Source organism: Rhizobium sp. F40D2 (genome assembly GCF_051810745.2).
GTDB lineage: Bacteria > Pseudomonadota > Alphaproteobacteria > Rhizobiales > Rhizobiaceae > Rhizobium.
Genome location: NZ_JBPWQX020000001.1, coordinates 321,005 through 339,905, shown reverse-complemented (window position 1 = coordinate 339,905; position 18,901 = coordinate 321,005). Strand labels below are relative to the sequence as shown.

16 protein-coding genes and 2 pseudogenes are annotated in these 18,901 nt (G+C 60.9%); 13 read left to right on the top strand and 5 right to left on the bottom strand.

Annotated elements, in window-relative coordinates:
- Positions 1–209: 209 nt before the first annotated feature.
- The gene (locus tag ACS4RS_RS23905; RefSeq protein ID WP_439013349.1) at positions 210–428 is read left to right on the top strand and encodes a hypothetical protein; all 219 of its coding nucleotides are present in this window, start codon (positions 210–212) and stop codon (positions 426–428) included.
- Positions 429–470: 42 nt separating this feature from the next.
- Here the strand turns inward: ACS4RS_RS23905 and ACS4RS_RS23900 are convergent, their stop codons facing one another.
- Both ACS4RS_RS23900 and ACS4RS_RS23895 read right to left on the bottom strand, forming a co-directional pair.
- A complete protein-coding gene (locus ACS4RS_RS23900) occupies positions 471–911 on the bottom strand; it encodes a DMT family transporter (protein ID WP_439013348.1) in 441 nt (146 codons plus the stop codon).
- Positions 908–1,393 (bottom strand): DMT family transporter, encoded by a 486-nt coding sequence (locus tag ACS4RS_RS23895; RefSeq protein WP_439013347.1) that lies wholly within the window; start codon positions 1,391–1,393, stop codon positions 908–910. The genes ACS4RS_RS23900 and ACS4RS_RS23895 overlap by 4 nt, the downstream gene beginning before the upstream one ends.
- Positions 1,394–1,507: 114 nt before the next feature.
- Between ACS4RS_RS23895 and ACS4RS_RS23890 the strand changes: the two genes are divergently transcribed.
- Positions 1,508–1,747, top strand: a complete 240-nt coding sequence (locus ACS4RS_RS23890) for a hypothetical protein (protein WP_439013346.1) — start codon at positions 1,508–1,510, stop codon at positions 1,745–1,747.
- A gap of 63 nt (positions 1,748–1,810) precedes the next feature.
- On the opposite strand, the gene ACS4RS_RS23885 is transcribed toward ACS4RS_RS23890, so the two are convergent.
- Positions 1,811–3,577, bottom strand: coding sequence for an SLC13 family permease (locus ACS4RS_RS23885; protein WP_439013345.1), 1,767 nt, complete (start codon positions 3,575–3,577; stop codon positions 1,811–1,813).
- Between the two features lie 193 nt (positions 3,578–3,770).
- Between ACS4RS_RS23885 and ligD the strand changes: the two are divergent.
- The 8 genes and pseudogenes from ligD to ACS4RS_RS23845 all read left to right on the top strand — a co-directional run bounded on the left by ligD (position 3,771) and on the right by ACS4RS_RS23845 (position 13,865).
- Positions 3,771–6,421: pseudogene (gene ligD, locus ACS4RS_RS23880) on the top strand (DNA ligase D).
- 192 nt (positions 6,422–6,613) lie between these two features.
- Complete coding sequence (locus ACS4RS_RS23875) at positions 6,614–7,339, top strand: FCD domain-containing protein (RefSeq protein ID WP_439013343.1); 726 nt, start codon at positions 6,614–6,616, stop codon at positions 7,337–7,339.
- A 51-nt stretch (positions 7,340–7,390) separates the two neighbouring features.
- On the top strand, positions 7,391–8,383 hold the full coding sequence (denD, locus tag ACS4RS_RS23870) for a D-erythronate dehydrogenase (RefSeq protein ID WP_439013342.1): 993 nt from the start codon (positions 7,391–7,393) through the stop codon (positions 8,381–8,383).
- A 148-nt stretch (positions 8,384–8,531) separates the two neighbouring features.
- Complete coding sequence (locus tag ACS4RS_RS23865) at positions 8,532–9,599, top strand: ABC transporter ATP-binding protein (RefSeq protein WP_449314001.1); 1,068 nt, start codon at positions 8,532–8,534, stop codon at positions 9,597–9,599.
- Positions 9,600–9,749: 150 nt separating this feature from the next.
- A complete protein-coding gene (locus ACS4RS_RS23860; protein WP_439013341.1) occupies positions 9,750–11,054 on the top strand; it encodes an extracellular solute-binding protein in 1,305 nt (434 codons plus the stop codon).
- 144 nt (positions 11,055–11,198) lie between these two features.
- Positions 11,199–12,131: an ABC transporter permease subunit gene (locus ACS4RS_RS23855; RefSeq protein ID WP_439013340.1), complete on the top strand. Its 933-nt coding sequence runs from the start codon at positions 11,199–11,201 to the stop codon at positions 12,129–12,131.
- A gap of 10 nt (positions 12,132–12,141) precedes the next feature.
- A complete protein-coding gene (locus ACS4RS_RS23850; RefSeq protein WP_439013339.1) occupies positions 12,142–13,059 on the top strand; it encodes an ABC transporter permease subunit in 918 nt (305 codons plus the stop codon).
- 124 nt (positions 13,060–13,183) lie between these two features.
- Positions 13,184–13,865, top strand: a pseudogene (locus ACS4RS_RS23845) (redoxin domain-containing protein).
- A gap of 36 nt (positions 13,866–13,901) precedes the next feature.
- Here ACS4RS_RS23845 and ACS4RS_RS23840 read toward each other — a convergent pair.
- Positions 13,902–14,495: a TetR family transcriptional regulator gene (locus tag ACS4RS_RS23840; RefSeq protein ID WP_439013338.1), complete on the bottom strand. Its 594-nt coding sequence runs from the start codon at positions 14,493–14,495 to the stop codon at positions 13,902–13,904.
- A 155-nt stretch (positions 14,496–14,650) separates the two neighbouring features.
- Here ACS4RS_RS23840 and ACS4RS_RS23835 point away from each other — a divergent pair, with 155 nt between their 5' ends.
- From ACS4RS_RS23835 to ACS4RS_RS23825, 3 genes are all read left to right on the top strand, one after another.
- Complete coding sequence (locus tag ACS4RS_RS23835; RefSeq protein ID WP_439013337.1) at positions 14,651–15,049, top strand: RidA family protein; 399 nt, start codon at positions 14,651–14,653, stop codon at positions 15,047–15,049.
- Positions 15,050–15,375: 326 nt separating this feature from the next.
- Complete coding sequence (locus tag ACS4RS_RS23830; RefSeq protein WP_439013336.1) at positions 15,376–15,840, top strand: NUDIX domain-containing protein; 465 nt, start codon at positions 15,376–15,378, stop codon at positions 15,838–15,840.
- Positions 15,841–16,013: 173 nt separating this feature from the next.
- Entirely contained in the window at positions 16,014–16,295 is a 282-nt protein-coding gene (locus tag ACS4RS_RS23825) for a hypothetical protein (protein WP_439013335.1), read from the top strand.
- 149 nt (positions 16,296–16,444) lie between these two features.
- Here the strand turns inward: ACS4RS_RS23825 and ACS4RS_RS23820 are convergent, their stop codons facing one another.
- Positions 16,445–18,490: an SPFH domain-containing protein gene (locus ACS4RS_RS23820; protein ID WP_449314000.1), complete on the bottom strand. Its 2,046-nt coding sequence runs from the start codon at positions 18,488–18,490 to the stop codon at positions 16,445–16,447.
- Between the last annotated feature and the right edge of the window lie 411 nt (positions 18,491–18,901).

Below are 18,901 nucleotides of genomic sequence, written 5' to 3'. Positions count from 1 at the left end.
TCGCTTCCGATTTACGCAATTATGCGGTAGCTTGCCTGCTGGCCTTAATAGAAGGTTTTCGCTCGGCGCTATAGAAGGCCTCAAAGGCGAAGTATCGACGTCGGGATTTCAGAACACGTTCTGTCATACTAGGCCAAAATGCGATCTGCACGGAACAAGGATGCCCCTAACGGGTTTCGAACCTTAGCGTTCAATAGGAGGAGCATTTCATGCCTACGGTTGCCGCAACATCCATCACTCCCCCGGACCAGCACGTTGTCACAGCGCGCGAAGCCCTTGAGCCGCTTTACGAGAAGCTCGAGCTTCAAACGGAATCGCTGGTGCTGGCTGCGGCGCTGGAGGCCGGATGGTCACCGGATGAGGCGACGAAGGCGCTTGCGGCACTCAGACTGCAGGACGCCCTTACCACCCTTGGACGCGCGAATTAGCCGATACCTTGTCTTTGACGGCTTCGGCAGAATTGCTGGCGGCTATTGCGAGCCGCCGCTTTTGCGTCGCCTGCGGCTGACCATCATTCCGCCGACGATGAGAACAATTCCGGTCGCGTTCGCCCAGAACGAGGTCGGAGCAGCGCGCGCATAATCCAGCGCCACGCTGGTGACCATCTGGCCGCCAATGATCAACAGAGCCGTATTGACCGCGCCGATGCGCGCAATCGACCAACTGCCGGCCGCTACGAAAACGACGCCGATCGGACCACCCAGATAGATATACCAAGGCGCCTCGGCGGCGCCGGCAGGAAGCAGGCCTCCGGCAACGAGACCAAGGCAGGTCAACACAGCAAAGCCTACGGCATGGTTCCAGAAGGATGCGATGAGCGGCGTGGTCGATATGCTCAACCGCCCATTGAGCTGACGGCTGAGGCCGACGAGCACGCCGCCGAGGCAAGCAATGAGAATGAACACCGTCACGCCCCACCTCGCCCAAACAGGATAATGAGTGCGCCGCCGGCGAGGACCATGCCGAGCGCGGCGGTGTCTCGTATGTCGGGGCGACGCTTTGGCAGACCGAACAGTCCCCAATTGTCGGCCGCCAGGCTGAAGACGACCTGGCCTGCCAACCCCAAAGCCAAGGTGCCCGAGAGCCCGAGCTGCGAGTTGACCGCGGTCGAGGTCAAAATAACCGTTGCGGCCCCGGATACCCCACCGAGATAGGCCCACAAGGGTGCTCTGGCAGCTTTTCCCGCCATCGGAGCGCGTCGGCGGTAGATCGCCAAAAGAAGAATGACGGCGGCGACCATGCCCGTGCCGTGCGCGGTCCAGGACGAGAACAGCGGATTGCCGTAACGTGCCAGTTCCCCGTTCAGATGCACCATGAACGTCAGGAGCCCACCGGTCGCGAAAGCGCCGATGAAGTGGATCGGATGTGAATTACGTCCTGCTTCGATGGTCATTGCAGATTCCGTTGAAGATCGATTGCGCCGCCCGATATCTCAATTCTCACTACGAGCTTTCCGCTTCGACATCGGAGTGCTAAACGGCGCCATTTGCATTTAAAGGAAATTATCGTGAAAAAATTGTTCCGCCTGCTGCTGACGATCGCTCTTGCGATTGTCGTTTTTACCGGTTTCCGTTGGTATCGCTATGTCTCCAATACCGACAGCCCCTATGATGAAATCGGCATCACCCTCAACAATTTTATGCCCGGCCCGATCAACAACTGGGGCTGCGCCAAGCTGAAAATCACCTTTGCCAGTTCGCTGCCGCCGTATGGCTGCGCTGCCGGTGACGCGACGCAGTGGAAATAACGCTGCAAGGCTGCGCCGCCGGCGCAACCTGAATTGCTTCGCGCCACGGGCAGAATCCGCCGGTCAGATCGGCCAGACTGCCAGCAGGGCCGGCACACTGACGAGCACGACAATCAGCGAGAGCGGCAGGCCCAATCGCGCATAGTCGCCAAATCGATATCCGCCCGGCCCCATGACCAGTGTGTTGCACTGGTGGCCGATCGGCGTGAGGAAATCGCAGCCGGCGCCGATGGCAACCGCCATCAGAAACGCATCGGGCCGAAAGCCCAGCTTGGCGGCAAAGGTCGCTGCGATCGGCGCCATGACCAGAACGGTCGCAGCGTTGTTCAAAAACGGTGTCACCGCCATGGCCGCAACCAGGATGAGAGCCAGGGCGCCGAATGGGGGAAGCATCTCGGCGGTTCGCGACAGGAGGTCGGCTATGATGTCGGTGGTCCCTGTGGTTCTGAGCGAGTCGCTGATCGGGATAAGAGTGGCCAGCATGATCAGAATGGGCGCATCGAGATGATGATAGACATCGCGCAAGGGAACGGATCCGGTCACCACCATCAGAAAGGCGGCGGCAAAAAATGCCGTCGCGACGGGAACGCCGCCGAAAGCCGTCGCCCCCATCGTCGCCAGCAGGATCATGACGGGGATCATGCCGTTGCGGGCATTGCCAAGCTTCAGATCCCGTTCGACCAGCGGCAAACATCCCCATTCGCGTAAAAGATCCGGCAGCTTCTGCAAGTTGCCCTGCAAGACCACGACATCGCCATTGCGGATCTTGATCTCACCCAGACGCTCGGTGAAGCGCCTGTCCCGGCGGCTCACGGCAAGAAGATTGAGGCCGGTGTTGTGGAAGAGAGAGACATCTTTTGCGCTGACACCGATCAGGCGGGAATGTTCGCCGACGATGGCTTCAACTGAACTGATGTCCCGGCGGGTCTCGGGCTCGTGTTTACGATCGGACAATTGGAGCTTGGCTTCACTGACAATCTTATCGAGGGCGCTTTGCTCGCCCTCGATAATGAGGAGGTCGCCATCCTTAAGGACGGTGTCGGGTAGGGGCGTTCGTCTTCGGCCGCTGCCGCCAATAATCGCGGTCACCATCGCATCGCCGCCGGCCGGCTTCTGCAGCCAGCTGATAGACCGGCCAATCGCCACAGATGGCGCGGTGACCTTGGCTTCGGTCGTGTAGTTCTTGATCGCCACCGCCTCATCCATCGACGTTTCCACCCGCGATCTTTCGGGAAGCAGCTTGTAGAACAGTGCCAGAAAGGCCACGCCGGCGACCGAGAGCGCCAGGCCGACAGGCGTATAATCGAACATCGTGAACGGCTGCCCGGTGATCTCCTCGCGCACCCGGGAAACGATGATGTTAGGCGATGTGCCGATCTGTGTCATAAGCCCTCCGAGCAACGAGGCGAAAGACATCGGCATCAGGAACATCGACGGTGACACGCGTGATTTCCTGGCCATCTGCACGGCAACCGGGATCATGATCGCCAGCGCACCAATATTTTTGACGAAAGCCGACAGGGCTGCAACGATGGCAACCAAAATGATCAGCTGCATCCGCGGCCCGCGTCTTTCGGGAGAAAATCGGCGCAGCGCCAGATCCATGATCCCCGACCTGGATATCGCCGCACTGACAATCAGCGCACTGCCGACGATAATGACAATGTCATCGGCAAATCCGGAAAAGGCGATTTTGGCAGGCACGATGCCGGCAATGACCGCGAGGAGAAGCGAACTCACGGCGACGACGTCGTATCGATAACGCCCCCATAGGAAGGCCCCCATCATAAGCGCGATGAGGAGAAGGGAGAGCCATTGGTCAACGCGCATGTTTGCATCCCGGTGGTAGCAATTAACGTTTGAAGCACGAGAACGATACAACGCGAAGGCGAAATTTTCATGGCCTGCTGTCGCCGACAAATCGGATAGGCTGACAAGCCGAGCGCTCCGATGAGTTCTATCATGGAACTTCCGGCCGCCAGCCGGCATTCCGTGCTTTGGGGATGCTGATTCGGAAACGACCATGGCCAGTGACAACCTCTCGACATACAGATCGAAGCGCGACTTTCAAAAAACGGCGGAGCCGAACGGCGAGAAGCAGATCGCGCGCAGCAATCGTCGTCGCTTCGTCATCCAGAAACATGACGCCACCCGGCTGCATTACGATCTGCGGCTCGAACTCGACGGCGTGTTCAAATCCTGGGCTGTCACCAAGGGCCCATCGCTCGATCCGCACGACAAGCGGCTGGCCGTCGAGGTCGAGGACCACCCGCTCGATTATGGCGACTTTGAAGGCACGATCCCGAAAGGCCAATATGGCGGCGGCACGGTGATGTTGTGGGACCGCGGCTATTGGGAGCCCGAGGGAAAGAAGAGCCCGGAGCAGGCGCTTGCCAAGGGCGACTTCAAGTTCACCCTGGAAGGCGAAAGGCTGCGCGGAAGCTTCGTCCTGGTGCGCATGCGCAATGATCGCGACGGCGGCAAGCGAACCAACTGGCTGCTGATCAAACACCACGACGCGTTCTCGGTCGAGGAGGATGGCGCAGCCGTCCTGGAAGACAACGACACCTCCGTCGCCTCCGGCCGGACGATGGATGCGATCGCTGCCGGCAAGGGCCGCAAACCAAAACCGTTCATGATCAAGGGCGGCGTTGTTCAGGCGGATGCCGTCTGGGACAGCAACCACGGACTGGCGGCCGAAGAGAGGAAGGAGGAGGGCCGAGCAGGCAGGACGCCGAAAACGGCGGCAAGGGTCGACCTCCCGGATTTCATCGCACCGCAGCTTTGCCAGACCCTGGAGCGGCCGCCGGCCGGCGAGGGCTGGATTCACGAGATCAAGTTCGACGGCTACCGAATCCAGATGCGCATCCTTGACGGCGAGGTGACGCTGAAGACCCGCAAAGGGCTTGACTGGACCGGCAAATATCCAGAGATCGCCGAGGCGGCATCGGTGCTGCCCGACGCCATCATCGACGGCGAGATCTGCGCTCTCGACGACCATGGCGTACCGGATTTCGCAGCCCTGCAGGCCGCCATTTCGGAAGGCCGGACTAGCGATCTTGTCTATTTCGCCTTCGATCTTCTTTACGCGGGTGGCGAGGACTTACGATCTCTGCCGGTCGTCGAGCGCAAGGCGCGGCTTCAGAGCCTGCTGGCGGATGCCGGTGACGACTCTCGGCTCCGTTTCGTCGAGCATTTCGAGACCGGCGGCGATGCGGTCCTTCGCTCCGCCTGCAAGCTCTCACTGGAAGGCATCGTCTCCAAGCAGGGCGATGCACCCTATCAATCGGGCCGCACCGAAAGCTGGGCGAAGTCGAAATGCCGCGCCGGCCACGAAGTGGTGATCGGCGCCTACGCCAAGACCAACGGCAAATTCCGATCCCTGCTGGTCGGCGTCTACCGCGGCGACCATTTCGTCTATGTCGGCCGCGTCGGCACGGGATATAGCGCGAAGAAAGTGGAAACGCTGCTTCCGAAACTGCAAGCGCTCGAGACGGCAAAATCGCCCTTCACCGGCATCGGCGCGCCAAAGAAGGAGGCCGAGGTCACCTGGCTGAAGCCCAAGCTGGTGGCGGAAATCGAGTTCGCCGGCTGGACCGCCGACGGCATCGTCCGCCAGGCGGCCTTCAAGGGCCTGCGGAAGGACAAGCCGGCCAGGGAGGTCAAGGCCGAACGGCCGGCGAAGCCCGCAGAGACCGACGTGCCGGAGCCGGCGGGGAGGCGGAGGTGAAGGCGAGGCCCGCCCGCCGAAAGGGCGCCAAAGCCGAGGTCATGGGCGTGATGATCTCCAACCCGGACAAGCCGCTATGGCCGGATGCCAATGACCGCAAACCGGTGACCAAGGAGGAGCTGGCCCGCTATTATGAGGCTGTCGGCGATTGGATGATCGTGCATATCGAGGGACGCCCCTGTTCGATCATTCGTGCGCCCGATGGGCTCGGGGGCGAGCAATTCTTCCAGCGCCATGCGATGCCCGGCACCTCCAACCTTCTCGAACTGGTCAAGGTCTTCGGCGACAAGAAGCCCTATCTACAGATCGACCGGGTCGAGGGCCTGGCTGCTGTCGCGCAGATCGGCGCTGTCGAGCTGCATCCCTGGAATTGCCAACCGCATAAGCCGGAGGTGCCGGGCCGGCTGGTGTTCGACCTCGACCCTGGCCCCGACGTGCCGTTCTCGACAGTCGTTTCCGCCGCCCGTGAGATGCGCGACCGTCTCGACGCTCTGGGCCTGATCGGTTTCTGCAAGACCACAGGCGGTAAGGGCCTGCACGTCGTCACGCCGCTTGCGATCAACAAACGCAAGCCGCTTTCCTGGGCTGAGGCGAAGAGTTTTGCGCACGACGTCTGCCAGCAGATGGCGCGCGACAATCCCGATCTCTATCTGATCAAAATGAACAAGAGCCTGAGGAACGGCCGTATCTTCCTCGACTATCTCCGCAATGACCGGATGGCGACGGCTGTAGCGCCGTTGTCGCCCCGTGCCCGGCCGGGCGCCACCGTCTCGATGCCGCTGACCTGGACCCAGGTCAAATCCGATCTCGACCCGAAACGCTTCACCATCCGCACCGTGCCGGCACTGCTGTGGAAATCGACTGCCTGGGAAGATTATGACGATGGCCAGCGCCCGCTGGAGCAGGCGATCAAACGGCTTGGCAAAGTCTCCACCGCGGCTTGAGCATCACCACGAGCCCGACCGTGGCCAGCGGTTTGATCGCATTGAATTTCGCTTCATGCCGATCTTGCCCTTCATAAAACCGCTCCAAATTACAGCGGAGTGGATTGCCGACATCAAGCGTTGACAACCTCTTCCCCCTGAGGTCTACTGGCCCACTTACCGGACCAGTAGACCTCAGGGAGGGGCATGGCAATGGATGTTCGAGCGATGCTCGAAGAGGTAGCGACGCTTGGCGGAGCGCCGAAGAAGTCGATGAAAGACTTCGTCGTCCAGAAGATTGCGACCTTCATCGCCACCGGCATCCTCAAAACCGGCGATCCACTGCCCAGCGAACGTGAGCTGGCTGCCGCGCTCTCGGTCAGCCGCGAGACCGTCCGCGGCGCCATCCTCATCCTCTCGACGCATGGAATTCTCTCGGTTGCGCAGGGAACCCGCACGGTGGTGGCATCTGCAGATGTCGGCGAATTGGCTGTCCAGGCGGCGCGCTATCGCGACATTGCGGCCTATAGTCTCGACAATGTTCATGAGGCGCGGCTGCTGATCGAAGCGCAGGTGGTCAGGGCTGCCGCGGTCAAGATGGAATCGTCGACGCTTGATTATCTCGGCAAGTCGATTGCGGCACAGGAAGCCGCCTGTGACGATCCCGTCCGTTTCTTGATCTGCGACCGGGAATTTCACACCGCCATCTACCGTTCCAGCGGCAATGCCGTGCTGGCCGACATGGCAGCCGACCTCTATTCCTATCTTCTGAGCCACCGCAGGCGCGTCGTATCGCAGCCCGGAACGATCGCCACGAGCATCGCCGATCACCGGCTGATCCTCGCCGGCCTGGAGACGCGGGATCCGGATGCCGCATGCGCGGCCTTCGCGATCCATGAAACCCGCATTTATACGACAACCAAGCTGCTCCTCGCGTAGTTCGCGGGCGAAGAGCGGCAGAGACGAGACATCGAAGACGGGGGGAATAGGATGCATATTCTCATTATCGGAGCGGGAGGAATGATCGGCCGGAAGCTCGCCGCCAGCTTGGCGCGCAGCGGTTCGTTCGGTGCTCAAACGATCACCCGCATGACGCTTGTGGATATCGCGCCGCCGCCGGTGCCAGCCGGCGTCGTTGCCTCGGTCGAAGCCCTGGCTGCCGATATTTCCGAAGGCGATGCGGCGCAAGCCCTGGCGGCCCGCCGGGCCGACGTGATCTTCCATCTCGCCGCGATCGTCTCCGGCGAGGCCGAGCGCAATTTCGAACTCGGTTACCGGGTCAATCTCGATGGCACGCGAGCGTTGCTGGAAGCGATCCGTCATGAGGGAAGCCGGCAAGCCTATGTTCCCCGCTTCGTCTTCTCCTCGTCGATTGCGGTCTACGGCTCGCCGTTTCCCGATCCGATCCCCGACGATTACGTCCAGGCGCCGCTCACCAGCTACGGCGTGCAGAAGGCGATATCCGAGCTTCTGCTGGCCGACTATTCACGCCGCGGCTTCATCGACGGCGTGGGAATTCGATTGCCGACCATCGTGATCCGGCCCGGCGCGCCGAACGCCGCCGCATCGGGCTTCTTTTCCGGAATCCTGCGGGAGCCGCTGGCGGGCCAGCGGGCGGTTCTGCCCGTGGAGGAAACGGTCAAGCACTGGCTGGCAAGCCCACGTTCCGCCGTCAAATTTCTGATCCACGCCGCGACGCTTGACACATCGTCGCTCGGTGCGCGGCGCACGCTCACCATGCCCGGCGTTGCCGCCACCGTTGCCGATCAGATCGCCGCGTTGCGCCGGGCGGCCGGCCCCGAGGCGGTCGAGTTGATCGATCGCCGCCGCGACGAGGTCATCGAAGGGATCGTCGCCGGCTGGCCGAAATCCTTTGCGCCTGAACGCGCGACGCAACTGGGCTTCACCGCCGAAACCAGCGTCGACGAACTGATCGAGGTCTACCTCGCCGAAGACGCTCCGGGTGCGTCGCGAGGAGATTGAGGAGAGGGCGGAGGGAGGTCCCACTCGGGCACCCCCACAGATGCGGGATTGCGGTGGCTGACGGACTTGGGAGAGATGGCAGCCGCCGAAGACATAGTGAGATACGAATACATAAGCATGTAGCGCTCGATTTCTGGGAGGAGTGAGTATGGCAGGTGTTCAATTCGCGGATGTGCGGAAATCGTTCGGTGTGCATCCTGTCATCAGGGGGGTGGATATCGACATTGCCGATGGGGAATTCGTCATCCTCGTCGGCCCCTCGGGCTGCGGCAAGTCGACCCTTCTGAGGATGCTGGCAGGGCTCGAAAACATTTCCGGCGGCGAGATCAAGATCGGCGGGCGCGTGGTCAACACGCTGCCGCCAAAGGACCGGGACATCGCCATGGTGTTTCAAAACTATGCGCTCTATCCGCATATGACGGTGGAGCAGAACATGGGCTTCTCGCTGATGCTGAACAAGGCGCCGAAGGCGGAGGCCGAGAAGCGGGTGAAATATGCCGCCGGTATCCTCGGCCTCGACAAATTGCTCGACCGTTATCCGCGCCAGCTTTCCGGCGGCCAGCGCCAGCGTGTCGCCATGGGCCGGGCGATCGTGCGCGATCCGGAGGTCTTCCTATTCGACGAGCCGCTGTCCAACCTCGATGCGAAGCTACGCGTCGCCATGCGCGCCGAGATCAAGGAACTTCACCAGCGGCTGAAAACCACCACGGTTTACGTCACCCACGACCAGATCGAGGCCATGACCATGGCCGACAAGATCGTCGTCATGCATGACGGCGTCGTCGAGCAGATCGGCACGCCGCTCGAGCTTTACGACAAGCCGGCCAATCTCTTTGTTGGCGGCTTCATCGGCTCGCCGGCGATGAACATGATCAAGGGCAGGCTCGATCCGGAAAACCCGACACAATTCAGGGCCTCCGACGGCACGGCGCTGCCGGTTGCCAATCCGCCGGCCGACGCCATCGGCCGCGACCTGGTTTACGGGCTTCGCCCCGAATACATCCTGCTCGACGCGAACGGCCTGCCCGGCGAAATCGTGGTGATCGAGCCGACCGGCTACGAGACGCATCTCACCCTCAAGCTCGGCGGCAGCGACGTCAGCTGCGTCTTCCGCGAGCGCGTCAATGCGCGGCCGGGCGAAATCCTGCGCGTTGGCATCGACGCCGCGCATGTTCATCTCTTCGATGCCGAGAGCGGCCGGAGATTGACCGACTGACGCCGTCCGGCGGCGGGGCGAGGGTGGAGGAGCCCTCTCGTCGCCTGAAGGCCGGCCGCATCCCCTCTCAGGGATGCAAGGATCGTCGTTCACCAAGCGGGAGGTGAACGCCGAAGAATTCGCACCCGCTTTTTGATGAGGAGGAATCTCATGAGGATCAGAAGACGTGACTTTCTTGCCGCCTCGGCTGCCGTCGCCGGCGCCGCCGGCCTCGGTATTCGGCCATCCCTGGCGCAGGCCGAGCCGACCTACACACCGGAAAGCGGTGCCAGCCTTCGCCTGCTGCGCTGGACGCCCTTCGTCAAGGGCGACGAGGAGGCCTGGCTGGCCAACACCAAGAAATTCACCGAGGCGACCGGCGTCGAGGTGCGCATCGACAAGGAAAGCTGGGAAGACATCCGCCCTAAGGCTGCGGTGGCTGCCAATGTCGGCTCCGGCCCTGATCTCATCATGTGCTGGTTCGACGACGCCCACCAATATCCGGACAAGCTGGTCGATCTCACCGAACTCGGCAATTATCTCGGCAACAAGTATGAGGGCTGGTACGACGGTTTGAAGGTTTATGCCACCCGCGGCGACACCTTCATCGCCATGCCGCTGACGGCGATCGGCAATGCCGTCGTCTATCGAGACAGCCATGTAAAGGCCGCCGGTTTCAACGAGTTCCCGAATGATACCGCAGGCTTCCTCGAGCTTTGCAAGGCGATGAAGGCAAAGGGCACGCCCGCCGGCTTCCCGCACGGCAAGGCGGTCGGCGACGGCAACAACTACGCCCATTGGCTGCTCTGGAGCCATAACGGCATGATGGTCGATGAAAGCGGCAAGGTGACGATCAACAGCCCGGAGACGCTCGCTTCGATCAACTATGCCAAGGAGCTCTACGCGACCTTCATTCCGGGCACGGAAAGCTGGCAGGACGTCAACAACAACCGCGCCTTCCTGGCCGGCCAGGTCTCGCTGATCGCCAACGGCGTCTCGGTCTACTACACGGCCAAGAACGATCCGAAGCTCGCCGAGATCGCCAAAGACATCCGCACGACGAACTTCCCGATCGGCCCCGTCGGCAAGAGCGTCGAGCTTTGCCAGACGAGCTCGCTGCTTCTCTTCAAGCACAGCAAATATCCGGAAGCGGCCAAGGCCTACATCAAGTTCATGATGGAGGCCGACCAGATGAATGCCTGGATCCAGGGCTCCAGCGCCTATTGTTGCCAGCCGCTCAAGGCTTTCGCCAAGAACCCCATCTGGACGGCCGATCCGGTCCACGCGCCTTATGCGCGCGCTTCGGAAAAACTGCGCCCGAACGGCTATGCCGGCCCGCTCGGCTACGCCTCGGCAGCGACCATGGCCGACTATGTTCTGGTCGACATGTATGCCGCCGCCGTTACCGGCCAGATGTCGCCGGAAGATGCGATGAAGGAAGCTGAACGCCGGGCCAACCGCTACTATCGCGTCTGAGCCCCGCTTAATGCATGTCGCCCGGAAGTGGGTAGCGGTTCCGGGACAACGACATGCATGGAAACAAAAAGTACGCGGCGTGCCGGCCTTTCGGCATGCCGCAAGCTCCTCCGGGAGATCCAAAACGCGATCTGGAGATAAGCAATGTCGATGGCAAATTCGGGGAATGGACGTGGGCCGGTCTCTTCGCTCCTGCAGAACAACAATGTGCTCGGCTTCCTGTTCATGCTGCCGGCGGCGGTGTTCCTTGTCTGCTTTCTCACCTACCCGCTGGGGCTCGGCGTCTGGCTCGGCTTCACCGATACCCGGATCGGCCGCGACGGCATCTTCATCGGGCTGGAGAACTACCAGTTCCTGATGGATGACTCCGTCTTCTGGCTGTCGGTCTTCAACACCATTCTCTATACCTCCGTCGCCTCGGTGCTGAAATTCGCGCTTGGCCTCTGGCTGGCGATGCTGCTCAACCAGCATCTGCCCTACAAATCCTTCTTCCGGGCCATCGTCCTGCTGCCCTGGGTGGTGCCGACGGTGCTTTCGGCGCTGGCCTTCTGGTGGATCTACGATTCTCAGTTCTCGATCATCTCCTGGTCGCTGATGAAGCTTGGGCTGATCAGCGGGCCGATCAACTTCCTCGGCGATCCGATCAATGCGCGCATATCGGTCATCGTCGCCAATGTCTGGCGCGGCATTCCCTTCGTGGCGATCTCGCTGCTTGCGGGGCTGCAGACGATCCCGGCGTCGCTGCAGGAGGCAGCCTCGCTTGACGGCGCCACGAGCTGGCAGCGTTTCCGCTATGTGACACTGCCGATGCTGACGCCGATCATTGCCGTCGTGATGACTTTCTCGGTGCTTTTCACCTTTACGGATTTCCAGCTCATCTACGTGCTGACCAAGGGCGGCCCCGTCAACGCGACGCATCTGATGGCGACGCTCTCGTTCCAGCGCGGCATTCCCGGCGGCCAGCTTGGCGAGGGTGCGGCCATCGCGGTTGCCATGGTGCCCTTCCTGCTCGGCGCAATCATGTTCAGCTTCTTCGGCCTGCAACGGCGCAAATGGCAGCAGGGCGGCCAAGATTAGGAGAATGACGATGTCGACACATTCAAACACCGCCGATCGAGCAAACACCGTCGATCAGCTCGTGACCGACAATGCCGAAGGGATGAGCTATCTGAACCGCCTGCCGCGGCGGATCGTGATGCTCAATTTGCCGATGGCCGTCTTCGTCTTCGTTCTGCTCTTCCCGTTCTACTGGATGGCGATCACCGCGGTGAAACCCAACGAGCAGCTTACCGACTATACTAATTACAGCCCGTTCTGGGTGGTGGGGCCGACGCTGGCGCATATCAAATACCTGTTCCTCGAGACATCCTATCCGGGCTGGCTGTGGAACACGATGCTGGTGGCGGTCTGCTCCACCTTTCTCTCGCTGGTGGCTTCGGTCTTGGGTGCCTATGCCATCGAACGCGTCCGCTTCACCGGCTCGCGTTCGGTCGGCCTGGTGATCTTCCTCGCCTATCTCGTGCCGCCGTCGATCCTCTTCATCCCGCTTGCCTTCATCGTCTTCAAGTTGGGGATCTACGACTCCCGGCTGGCGCTGATCTTCACCTACCCGACCTTTCTCATTCCCTTCTGCACCTGGCTGCTGATGGGTTATTTCCGCTCGATCCCGTTCGAGCTGGAGGAAAGCGCACTGGTTGATGGCGCCAACAGGTGGCAGATTCTCACCAAGATCATCCTGCCGCTCGCCGTGCCGGGGCTGATTTCGGCCGGGATCTTCGCCTTCACGCTATCCTGGAACGAATTCATCTATGCCCTTACCTTCATTCAGTCATCGGAGAACAAAACCATTCCCGTGGGTGTGCTGACCGAGCTGGTGCGCGGCGATGTTTTCGAATGGGGGGCGCTGATGGCGGGCGCCCTGTTCGGCTCGCTGCCGGTGGTCATCCTCTACTCGTTCTTCGTGGATTATTACGTGTCCTCGATGACCGGGGCGGTGAAGGAGTGACCGGCGCAAATGGCGCACCGAACCCATTCGGCGGTTTCACGGTCGAGCACTGGGCCTTCTTGCGACACGTGGTATAGTGAAATTTCGGTCGTCCGTCCGGACGATACGATAAAGGAACTATTCCATGGGAGACCAGAAACGCCCGCTGCAACCTGGAGAAACCGCGCCCGGATCTCGCATTGGCCACGGCCAACTTCGACGGAACGGTCTCTTTCGCCGACTTGAGCGGCCGCCCGTTCCTGATCGGGTTCTTCCGCGGGCTGCACTGCCCGTTCTGCCGGCGTCAGCTGGAACAGCTTGCCAGCGTAGAGCCGACCCTGCGCGCAGCCGGGGTGGCGATCGTCGCCGTTATCAACACGCCGGCGGAACGTGCCCGTCTTTATTTCCGCCACCGGCCGACGCCGATAACGCTTCTATGTGACCCGGATTGCCGGACGCACCGAGCCTACGGTGTGCCGCATGCCGAGTTCCTGCCCGATGAGAGCAACGAGCAGCCAGAATGGCCCTATAGGACAACGATGGCGCAGTTCCAGACGGCACGCATCAACCCCACCGGCGAACTGCCGGAACCGCTGCACCCGATGGAAGCCAACACGATGCTTAACGCCAAGGACGGCTTCGAGCTTGTCGAAGCCGATCATGCGATCTTCGAGAACCACGCGACCCAGCTCGTCGGGCACTACCTGGTGAATGCGAACGGCACGATCGGCTGGGCACGAATCGAGGCGCTCGACGGACCCAACAGCCTCTCCGCCTTCCCGACCGCGGCGGAGATCATCGCCGCCGCCGGCAGCCTTGGACGTTAACCTGCAGCGAACCCTGCCGTCAGTACAGCCAGCGGATCACAGACGCTCCAAAAGCAGCCCTGCCGCCATGGCATGAAAGGCCTTGACCGCTTTCGGCAGCACGCTCTGCGGATTTTCGCTGGCGGCGATCCAGAGTGCCGCATTAAGCGCTGCGCCGCTCAGCAATCGGGCCGTCGCCTCCGCGTCAAGCGGCTTGAGGATGCCTTGTCCGATCAGGCGCTCGACGGTGCTCTTGGTCACCTGCAGACATGTGTTCTGGCTCGGCCATTGCGAGGGATCGCCAAGAACCGCGGGCCCGTCGAGCAGAACGATGCGTTGGACTTCCGGATTGAGCGCCATCTCGATATAGGCCGCACCCTCGGCAAGTAGGCCTTGCCAATCGTTACCCGCCCGAGCCCCGATATCTTTGGCGCGCGCGGCCATTTCCATATCGATCTGCTCGACGACCGCTGCCAGCAGCCCGCGCTTGTCGCCGAAATTGTGGTAAAGCGCGCCCCGTGTCAGTCCGGCGTCCGCCGTCAGCTCGTCCATCGATGCTGCGGCGTACCCCTTTTCCGCGAAAGCCTTTCGTGCAGCCGCGATCAACTTGACGCGGTTTTCCTGCATCGTTTCGCTGCGTGTTCTCGCCATCCAGCCCTCTTAAATTCACATACGCCGCGTATATGATGTTGACATACACCACGTATGCAGGATAACACATACGTACCGTATATCAAATATTGCGCAAGCCTGTGAAGCGTTACCCCGCGCTGATCGGTCGTTGCCAGCCACAAAGAGAGATGAGGATGACCCAACGCGAAGCAATCTTTCCCGCTGACAGGCACGCTCTTTACGAGGAGCACGGCTATTCCGCCGCGATCCGCTCCGGTGATCTGCTGTTTGTGTCCGGACAGGTCGGGAGCCTTCCGGATGGAACAGCCGAGCCCGATTTCGAACGCCAGGTCCGGCTGGCCTTTGAAAACCTGCAGGCAACGCTTAGCGCAGCCGGCTGCACGATCGATGATATCGTCGATGTCACCACCTTCCACACCGACGCTGAAAATCAATTCGCAACCATCATGGCCGTCAAGCAGCAGATCTTCAGCAAGCCACCTTATCCGAATTGGACTGCGCTCGGCGTCAACTGGCTCGCCGGCTTCGACTTCGAGATAAAGGTTATCGCCCGTATTACGGCAAGCAGATGAAGCGCCACGCCCGACGGCACGGGAAACGCCGTCAAGGTGAAAGCGCACAACTTGAGCCACCGGCCTTGTCAAGAACTTGCCGACATCGCTAACCGCCCCTATCTCATGTCAAACAGACTTGATGGAGCGACGAGATGGTGGAACTTGTGGTTGGCACTCTCTTCGATACGACGATCGAGATCATTCCTCCGGAAGACACAAACGACCAGCCCGATGGCCGTGCTTGCCTTTGCTGCAAGCGCCGGTGTCGATGGATGGACGATGACGGCTGCGGCATCTGCGAGGAATGTCTGGCCTCATGATGAACGCAGCAGGGGCGTAGCGCGATGGCAGTTCGGAGCGCCGGACTTCTCATCTATCGGCGCGTATCCAACGACCTCGAAGTCCTTCTCGTTCATCCGGGTGGCCCCTTCTGGGCTGGGAAGGACGAGGCTGTCTGGTCGATCCCGAAGGGATTGGTCGAGCCAGAAGAGGATGAACTCGCGGCGGCAATGAGGGAGGCAGCCGAAGAGCTGGGAGTCGCCATCGACGGCAGAGTGACGCCGCTCGGCGAATATCGACAGCCTGGCGGCAAGATCGTCGTCGCGTGGTCGATCGAAGCCGATCCGGCATTGGACGTGAACGCAATACGAAGCTCTGAATTTCAAATGGAATGGCCGCCCAGATCAGGCCAGATGAAGAGCTTTCCGGAGGTTGACCGCGCGGGATGGTTTTCCCTGGCCGAGGCGACAACGAAGCTGTTGAAAGGGCAGCGAGCGATGCTTGCCGACCTCCTGAAGCATCAGGAATGATCGGCGCGAAATGATTGCTTGGGCCGCCCGTTTCGCTGCACGCATGCGTGAAGCGCGCGGCAGCCATGCGTTGCTTCTGCAGACTTCCATCTCCATCTGACAGTCACAGCCGCCTCACTCAATCGAGACAACCGGCGCTGCGACCCGTCTTGGGCACGCGCGAGGAGACAATCATGAACGGCATATCGAAAACCCTGAACGACATGACGCTGGTCGAGCGGTCAAGCCTGCTCGACACCGTCGCCGACGCCCTGGAGGCAACCGCCGAGGAGGCCGAAGGGGAGGGCGACGCCCGCTTCGTCGCCAATTCCATCTGTATCGCCAATACGATCCGAGGACTATCCGGGGAGCTTGCACCGCGCGATCTGCGGGCGGCCGAGCTGCTCCTCGAGCAGGGTATCATGCTCGTCCACCAATTCTCCAGCAGGGTGAAACCAAGCGGAGTGAAGCATTAAGCAGCGCGTCGCGATCTTTCAGATTCGGTCCTAGCGCTTTAACCCTTTGTTTTTACGCATGTCGTTATCGCAAAACCGCGGCACACTTTTGCGCGACATGCTCTAGCGCCATACGCAAAATCGGGCCGGCAAAGCCGGCCCGTCCGTCATCACTGCTGCTCGATCGGCGCCGGCACCGCAGCCGGTGACGCCGGCCGTCCAAGCCGATCGGCGACCAGCATCGACAGCATCATTTCCACAAGGCCATTGGCGGCGCCCTTTTCGCCACCGGCGCCGCCGACCTGGATCTGCGGCACCAGCGGCAGCCTGCCATTTTCGATCGCTTCGGCGAAACGCATCAGCACCTGCGAGTGGAGCTGATAGTCCGGTCCACCGAAGGCCGCAACCTTCTTCTCCGTGGCCTCGGCTTCTGCCAAACCGATTGCACGCACCTTTTGAGCATCGGCAAAACCGGTCGCCTTGATGCGTTCGGCATCGGCAAGCGCGACGGCCTTGATCCGGTCGGCCTCGCCGAGGCCTGACAGGCGCACTTTCTCGGCCTCTGCCTTGGCGGTGACCTGAATGGTTTCCGCCTGCTGGCGGGTGCGGGCGAGCTGCGCCTTGCCTTCGTTCTCGCTGATCTCAATGGTGAGCGCTGATGTGGTGATCTTGGCCTGCTGTTCGGCGAGCGCTTCCTTCTCGCGCAATGTACGCTCCTGGATCGCCGCCGCCTCCTGCAATTTATAGGTCTCGACCTTTTCAACGGCGATCTGACGCTCGCGCAGCTGGATCAGGATCTGCTCTATGCTGTTCTGGCCGTTGCTGGCCCGCGGCGTGCCGATCAGCACTTCCTGCAGTTCGAGGCTGTAGGAGTTAAACTTCTCGCGCATTTCGTCGCCGGATTTGCGCTGGATTTCGCTGCGCTCCTGCAGCAGTTCGATCAGGGTCTTGGTCTGGGCGATGTTCTTGAAATAGGCCGAGACCATCGGATCGAGCGTCTGTTCGACCAGCCGTTTGATATCGCCGAAACGCTGCACGACGAGGGGCGCCTTCATATAGTCGATATGCACGACGACCGAGAGCGGCAGCACCGGTTCGAACGCATCCTTGGTGATCAGTGACACTTCGGACAGATTCTCGTCCAGCCTGTGCTCGCCGAACTGTTCCTTTGTCCATTTGAGCACGAAGTTGGTGGTCGGCACGATGATGATATTGCCGGCATAGGTGTTGAAGGCATATTTGCCCGGCAAAAGCGGCGTCGACCAGACGCCGCGTGCGCCGGTCTCGACCAGTTCGCCATGGCGATAGGACTGGCCCGAGATATCCGCGCTTCGCCGGCCGGTATAGGAGACGACGACACCCACCGTGCCGACCTCGATGATCGTCTTCTCCACAAGTTCGACGGTCGCGAAGATGCGGTTGAGGAAATAACTGCCGTCGGCTAGCACCTGCAATTGCCGGCCGCGATAACCGCCGGCATTGAGAAACTTCTCCGGATCCTGAAAGTTGTTGTGGAAGTTTGCATCCCTAGGGTTGTTGGCAACGGTCGGTGCGATGATCTCGCCATCCGGCAGCGCCGGACCGTCATGGATGGTGACGACGCCGATCAGGTCCTCGGCGTCATGAATGACGACCGGCTCGAAGCCATTCCGCTCGCTGATCAGCGTCGACATGTCGGCAAACAATCCTTGTTCCGACGCGTTCAGGTTGACGGCATAGGTCGATTGTGCGGTCAGCACGATGAACTGCGCCAGATTGATGGCATAGGTGCCTTCGCGCAGGATCTTGCGCTGCGGCCCCTTCTGGCCGCCCTTTGTTAGAAAGCCGCGCACATCCTGAAAATCATCGGCGTCGACATTCGAGGCAAGCGTCTGGGTCGGCGGCAGCGGCTCGCCGTCACGGGCGAAGACATAGCCGATCTGGCCCTGTGGAATGGTCACGAGATTGGCGCGATGCATCGCATACTGGAACGGCATGAAGAAATGCAGGCCGCCGCGCACGACTTCCGGCTGGAAGCCGGCCTCGCCGTAGAGCGCAATGAAGCCATTGTCGACGGAGCCGCGAAAACTCCAGAGCTTTTCGAGAATGCCGAGCCTGTCGTTGGGGATATAGCGGATCACGCCGCTCCACCGGAACAGGATTGCCAGCACGATGAACGTGACGGCGATTTCAATCGCCTTCCATCCCATCGGGCTCAGATATTGCAGGGTTTCCATCTTTTTTCTCATATGAGCGCACGGGTTCGTTCCACCCGATGGCCGCCGGTTGCTGTTTGGTTGATAAGACGGGGAGATGGCGCGCCTGTTCGTTCGACGCACTAAAGGTGTATCGAACGCCTGGGCTGCTCATTGTCTGGGAAAAACGACCGCGCGTCCCGAGTCCCCGATGAGGGGCGGCGTGGTCGTGAGTGGTCTCACATCGGTGTCGCCTTGATAGACATGACGATGGAGGACGTAAGGATTACCCCTACAGGTTTAAAGATACTCGATGCGGAAATCAGGCAAGTACTTCCAACGATTTCGATATTTCGAGCATTCAATTCTACTGAATTATGCCGCGTCAGCCTGTTTGTTTCGTCGACGTTTTCCTTGCCAGCAGAGTTTGCGTTGTCGGCAGGTTCGGATGCC

What these genes read in the sequence shown, in the direction of transcription:
- ACS4RS_RS23905 (WP_439013349.1), top strand. Translation starts at nt 210, where the DNA reads ATGCCTACGGTTGCCGCAACATCCATCACTCCCCCGGACCAGCACGTT.
- ACS4RS_RS23895 (WP_439013347.1), bottom strand. Translation starts at nt 1,393, where the DNA reads ATGACCATCGAAGCAGGACGTAATTCACATCCGATCCACTTCATCGGC.
- ACS4RS_RS23885 (WP_439013345.1), bottom strand. Translation starts at nt 3,577, where the DNA reads ATGCGCGTTGACCAATGGCTCTCCCTTCTCCTCATCGCGCTTATGATG.
- ACS4RS_RS23875 (WP_439013343.1), top strand. Translation starts at nt 6,614, where the DNA reads ATGGATGTTCGAGCGATGCTCGAAGAGGTAGCGACGCTTGGCGGAGCG.
- denD (WP_439013342.1), top strand. Translation starts at nt 7,391, where the DNA reads ATGCATATTCTCATTATCGGAGCGGGAGGAATGATCGGCCGGAAGCTC.
- ACS4RS_RS23865 (WP_449314001.1), top strand. Translation starts at nt 8,532, where the DNA reads ATGGCAGGTGTTCAATTCGCGGATGTGCGGAAATCGTTCGGTGTGCAT.
- ACS4RS_RS23860 (WP_439013341.1), top strand. Translation starts at nt 9,750, where the DNA reads ATGAGGATCAGAAGACGTGACTTTCTTGCCGCCTCGGCTGCCGTCGCC.
- ACS4RS_RS23855 (WP_439013340.1), top strand. Translation starts at nt 11,199, where the DNA reads ATGTCGATGGCAAATTCGGGGAATGGACGTGGGCCGGTCTCTTCGCTC.
- ACS4RS_RS23850 (WP_439013339.1), top strand. Translation starts at nt 12,142, where the DNA reads ATGTCGACACATTCAAACACCGCCGATCGAGCAAACACCGTCGATCAG.
- ACS4RS_RS23840 (WP_439013338.1), bottom strand. Translation starts at nt 14,495, where the DNA reads ATGGCGAGAACACGCAGCGAAACGATGCAGGAAAACCGCGTCAAGTTG.
- ACS4RS_RS23835 (WP_439013337.1), top strand. Translation starts at nt 14,651, where the DNA reads ATGACCCAACGCGAAGCAATCTTTCCCGCTGACAGGCACGCTCTTTAC.
- ACS4RS_RS23830 (WP_439013336.1), top strand. Translation starts at nt 15,376, where the DNA reads ATGGCAGTTCGGAGCGCCGGACTTCTCATCTATCGGCGCGTATCCAAC.
- ACS4RS_RS23825 (WP_439013335.1), top strand. Translation starts at nt 16,014, where the DNA reads ATGAACGGCATATCGAAAACCCTGAACGACATGACGCTGGTCGAGCGG.
- ACS4RS_RS23820 (WP_449314000.1), bottom strand. Translation starts at nt 18,490, where the DNA reads ATGGAAACCCTGCAATATCTGAGCCCGATGGGATGGAAGGCGATTGAA.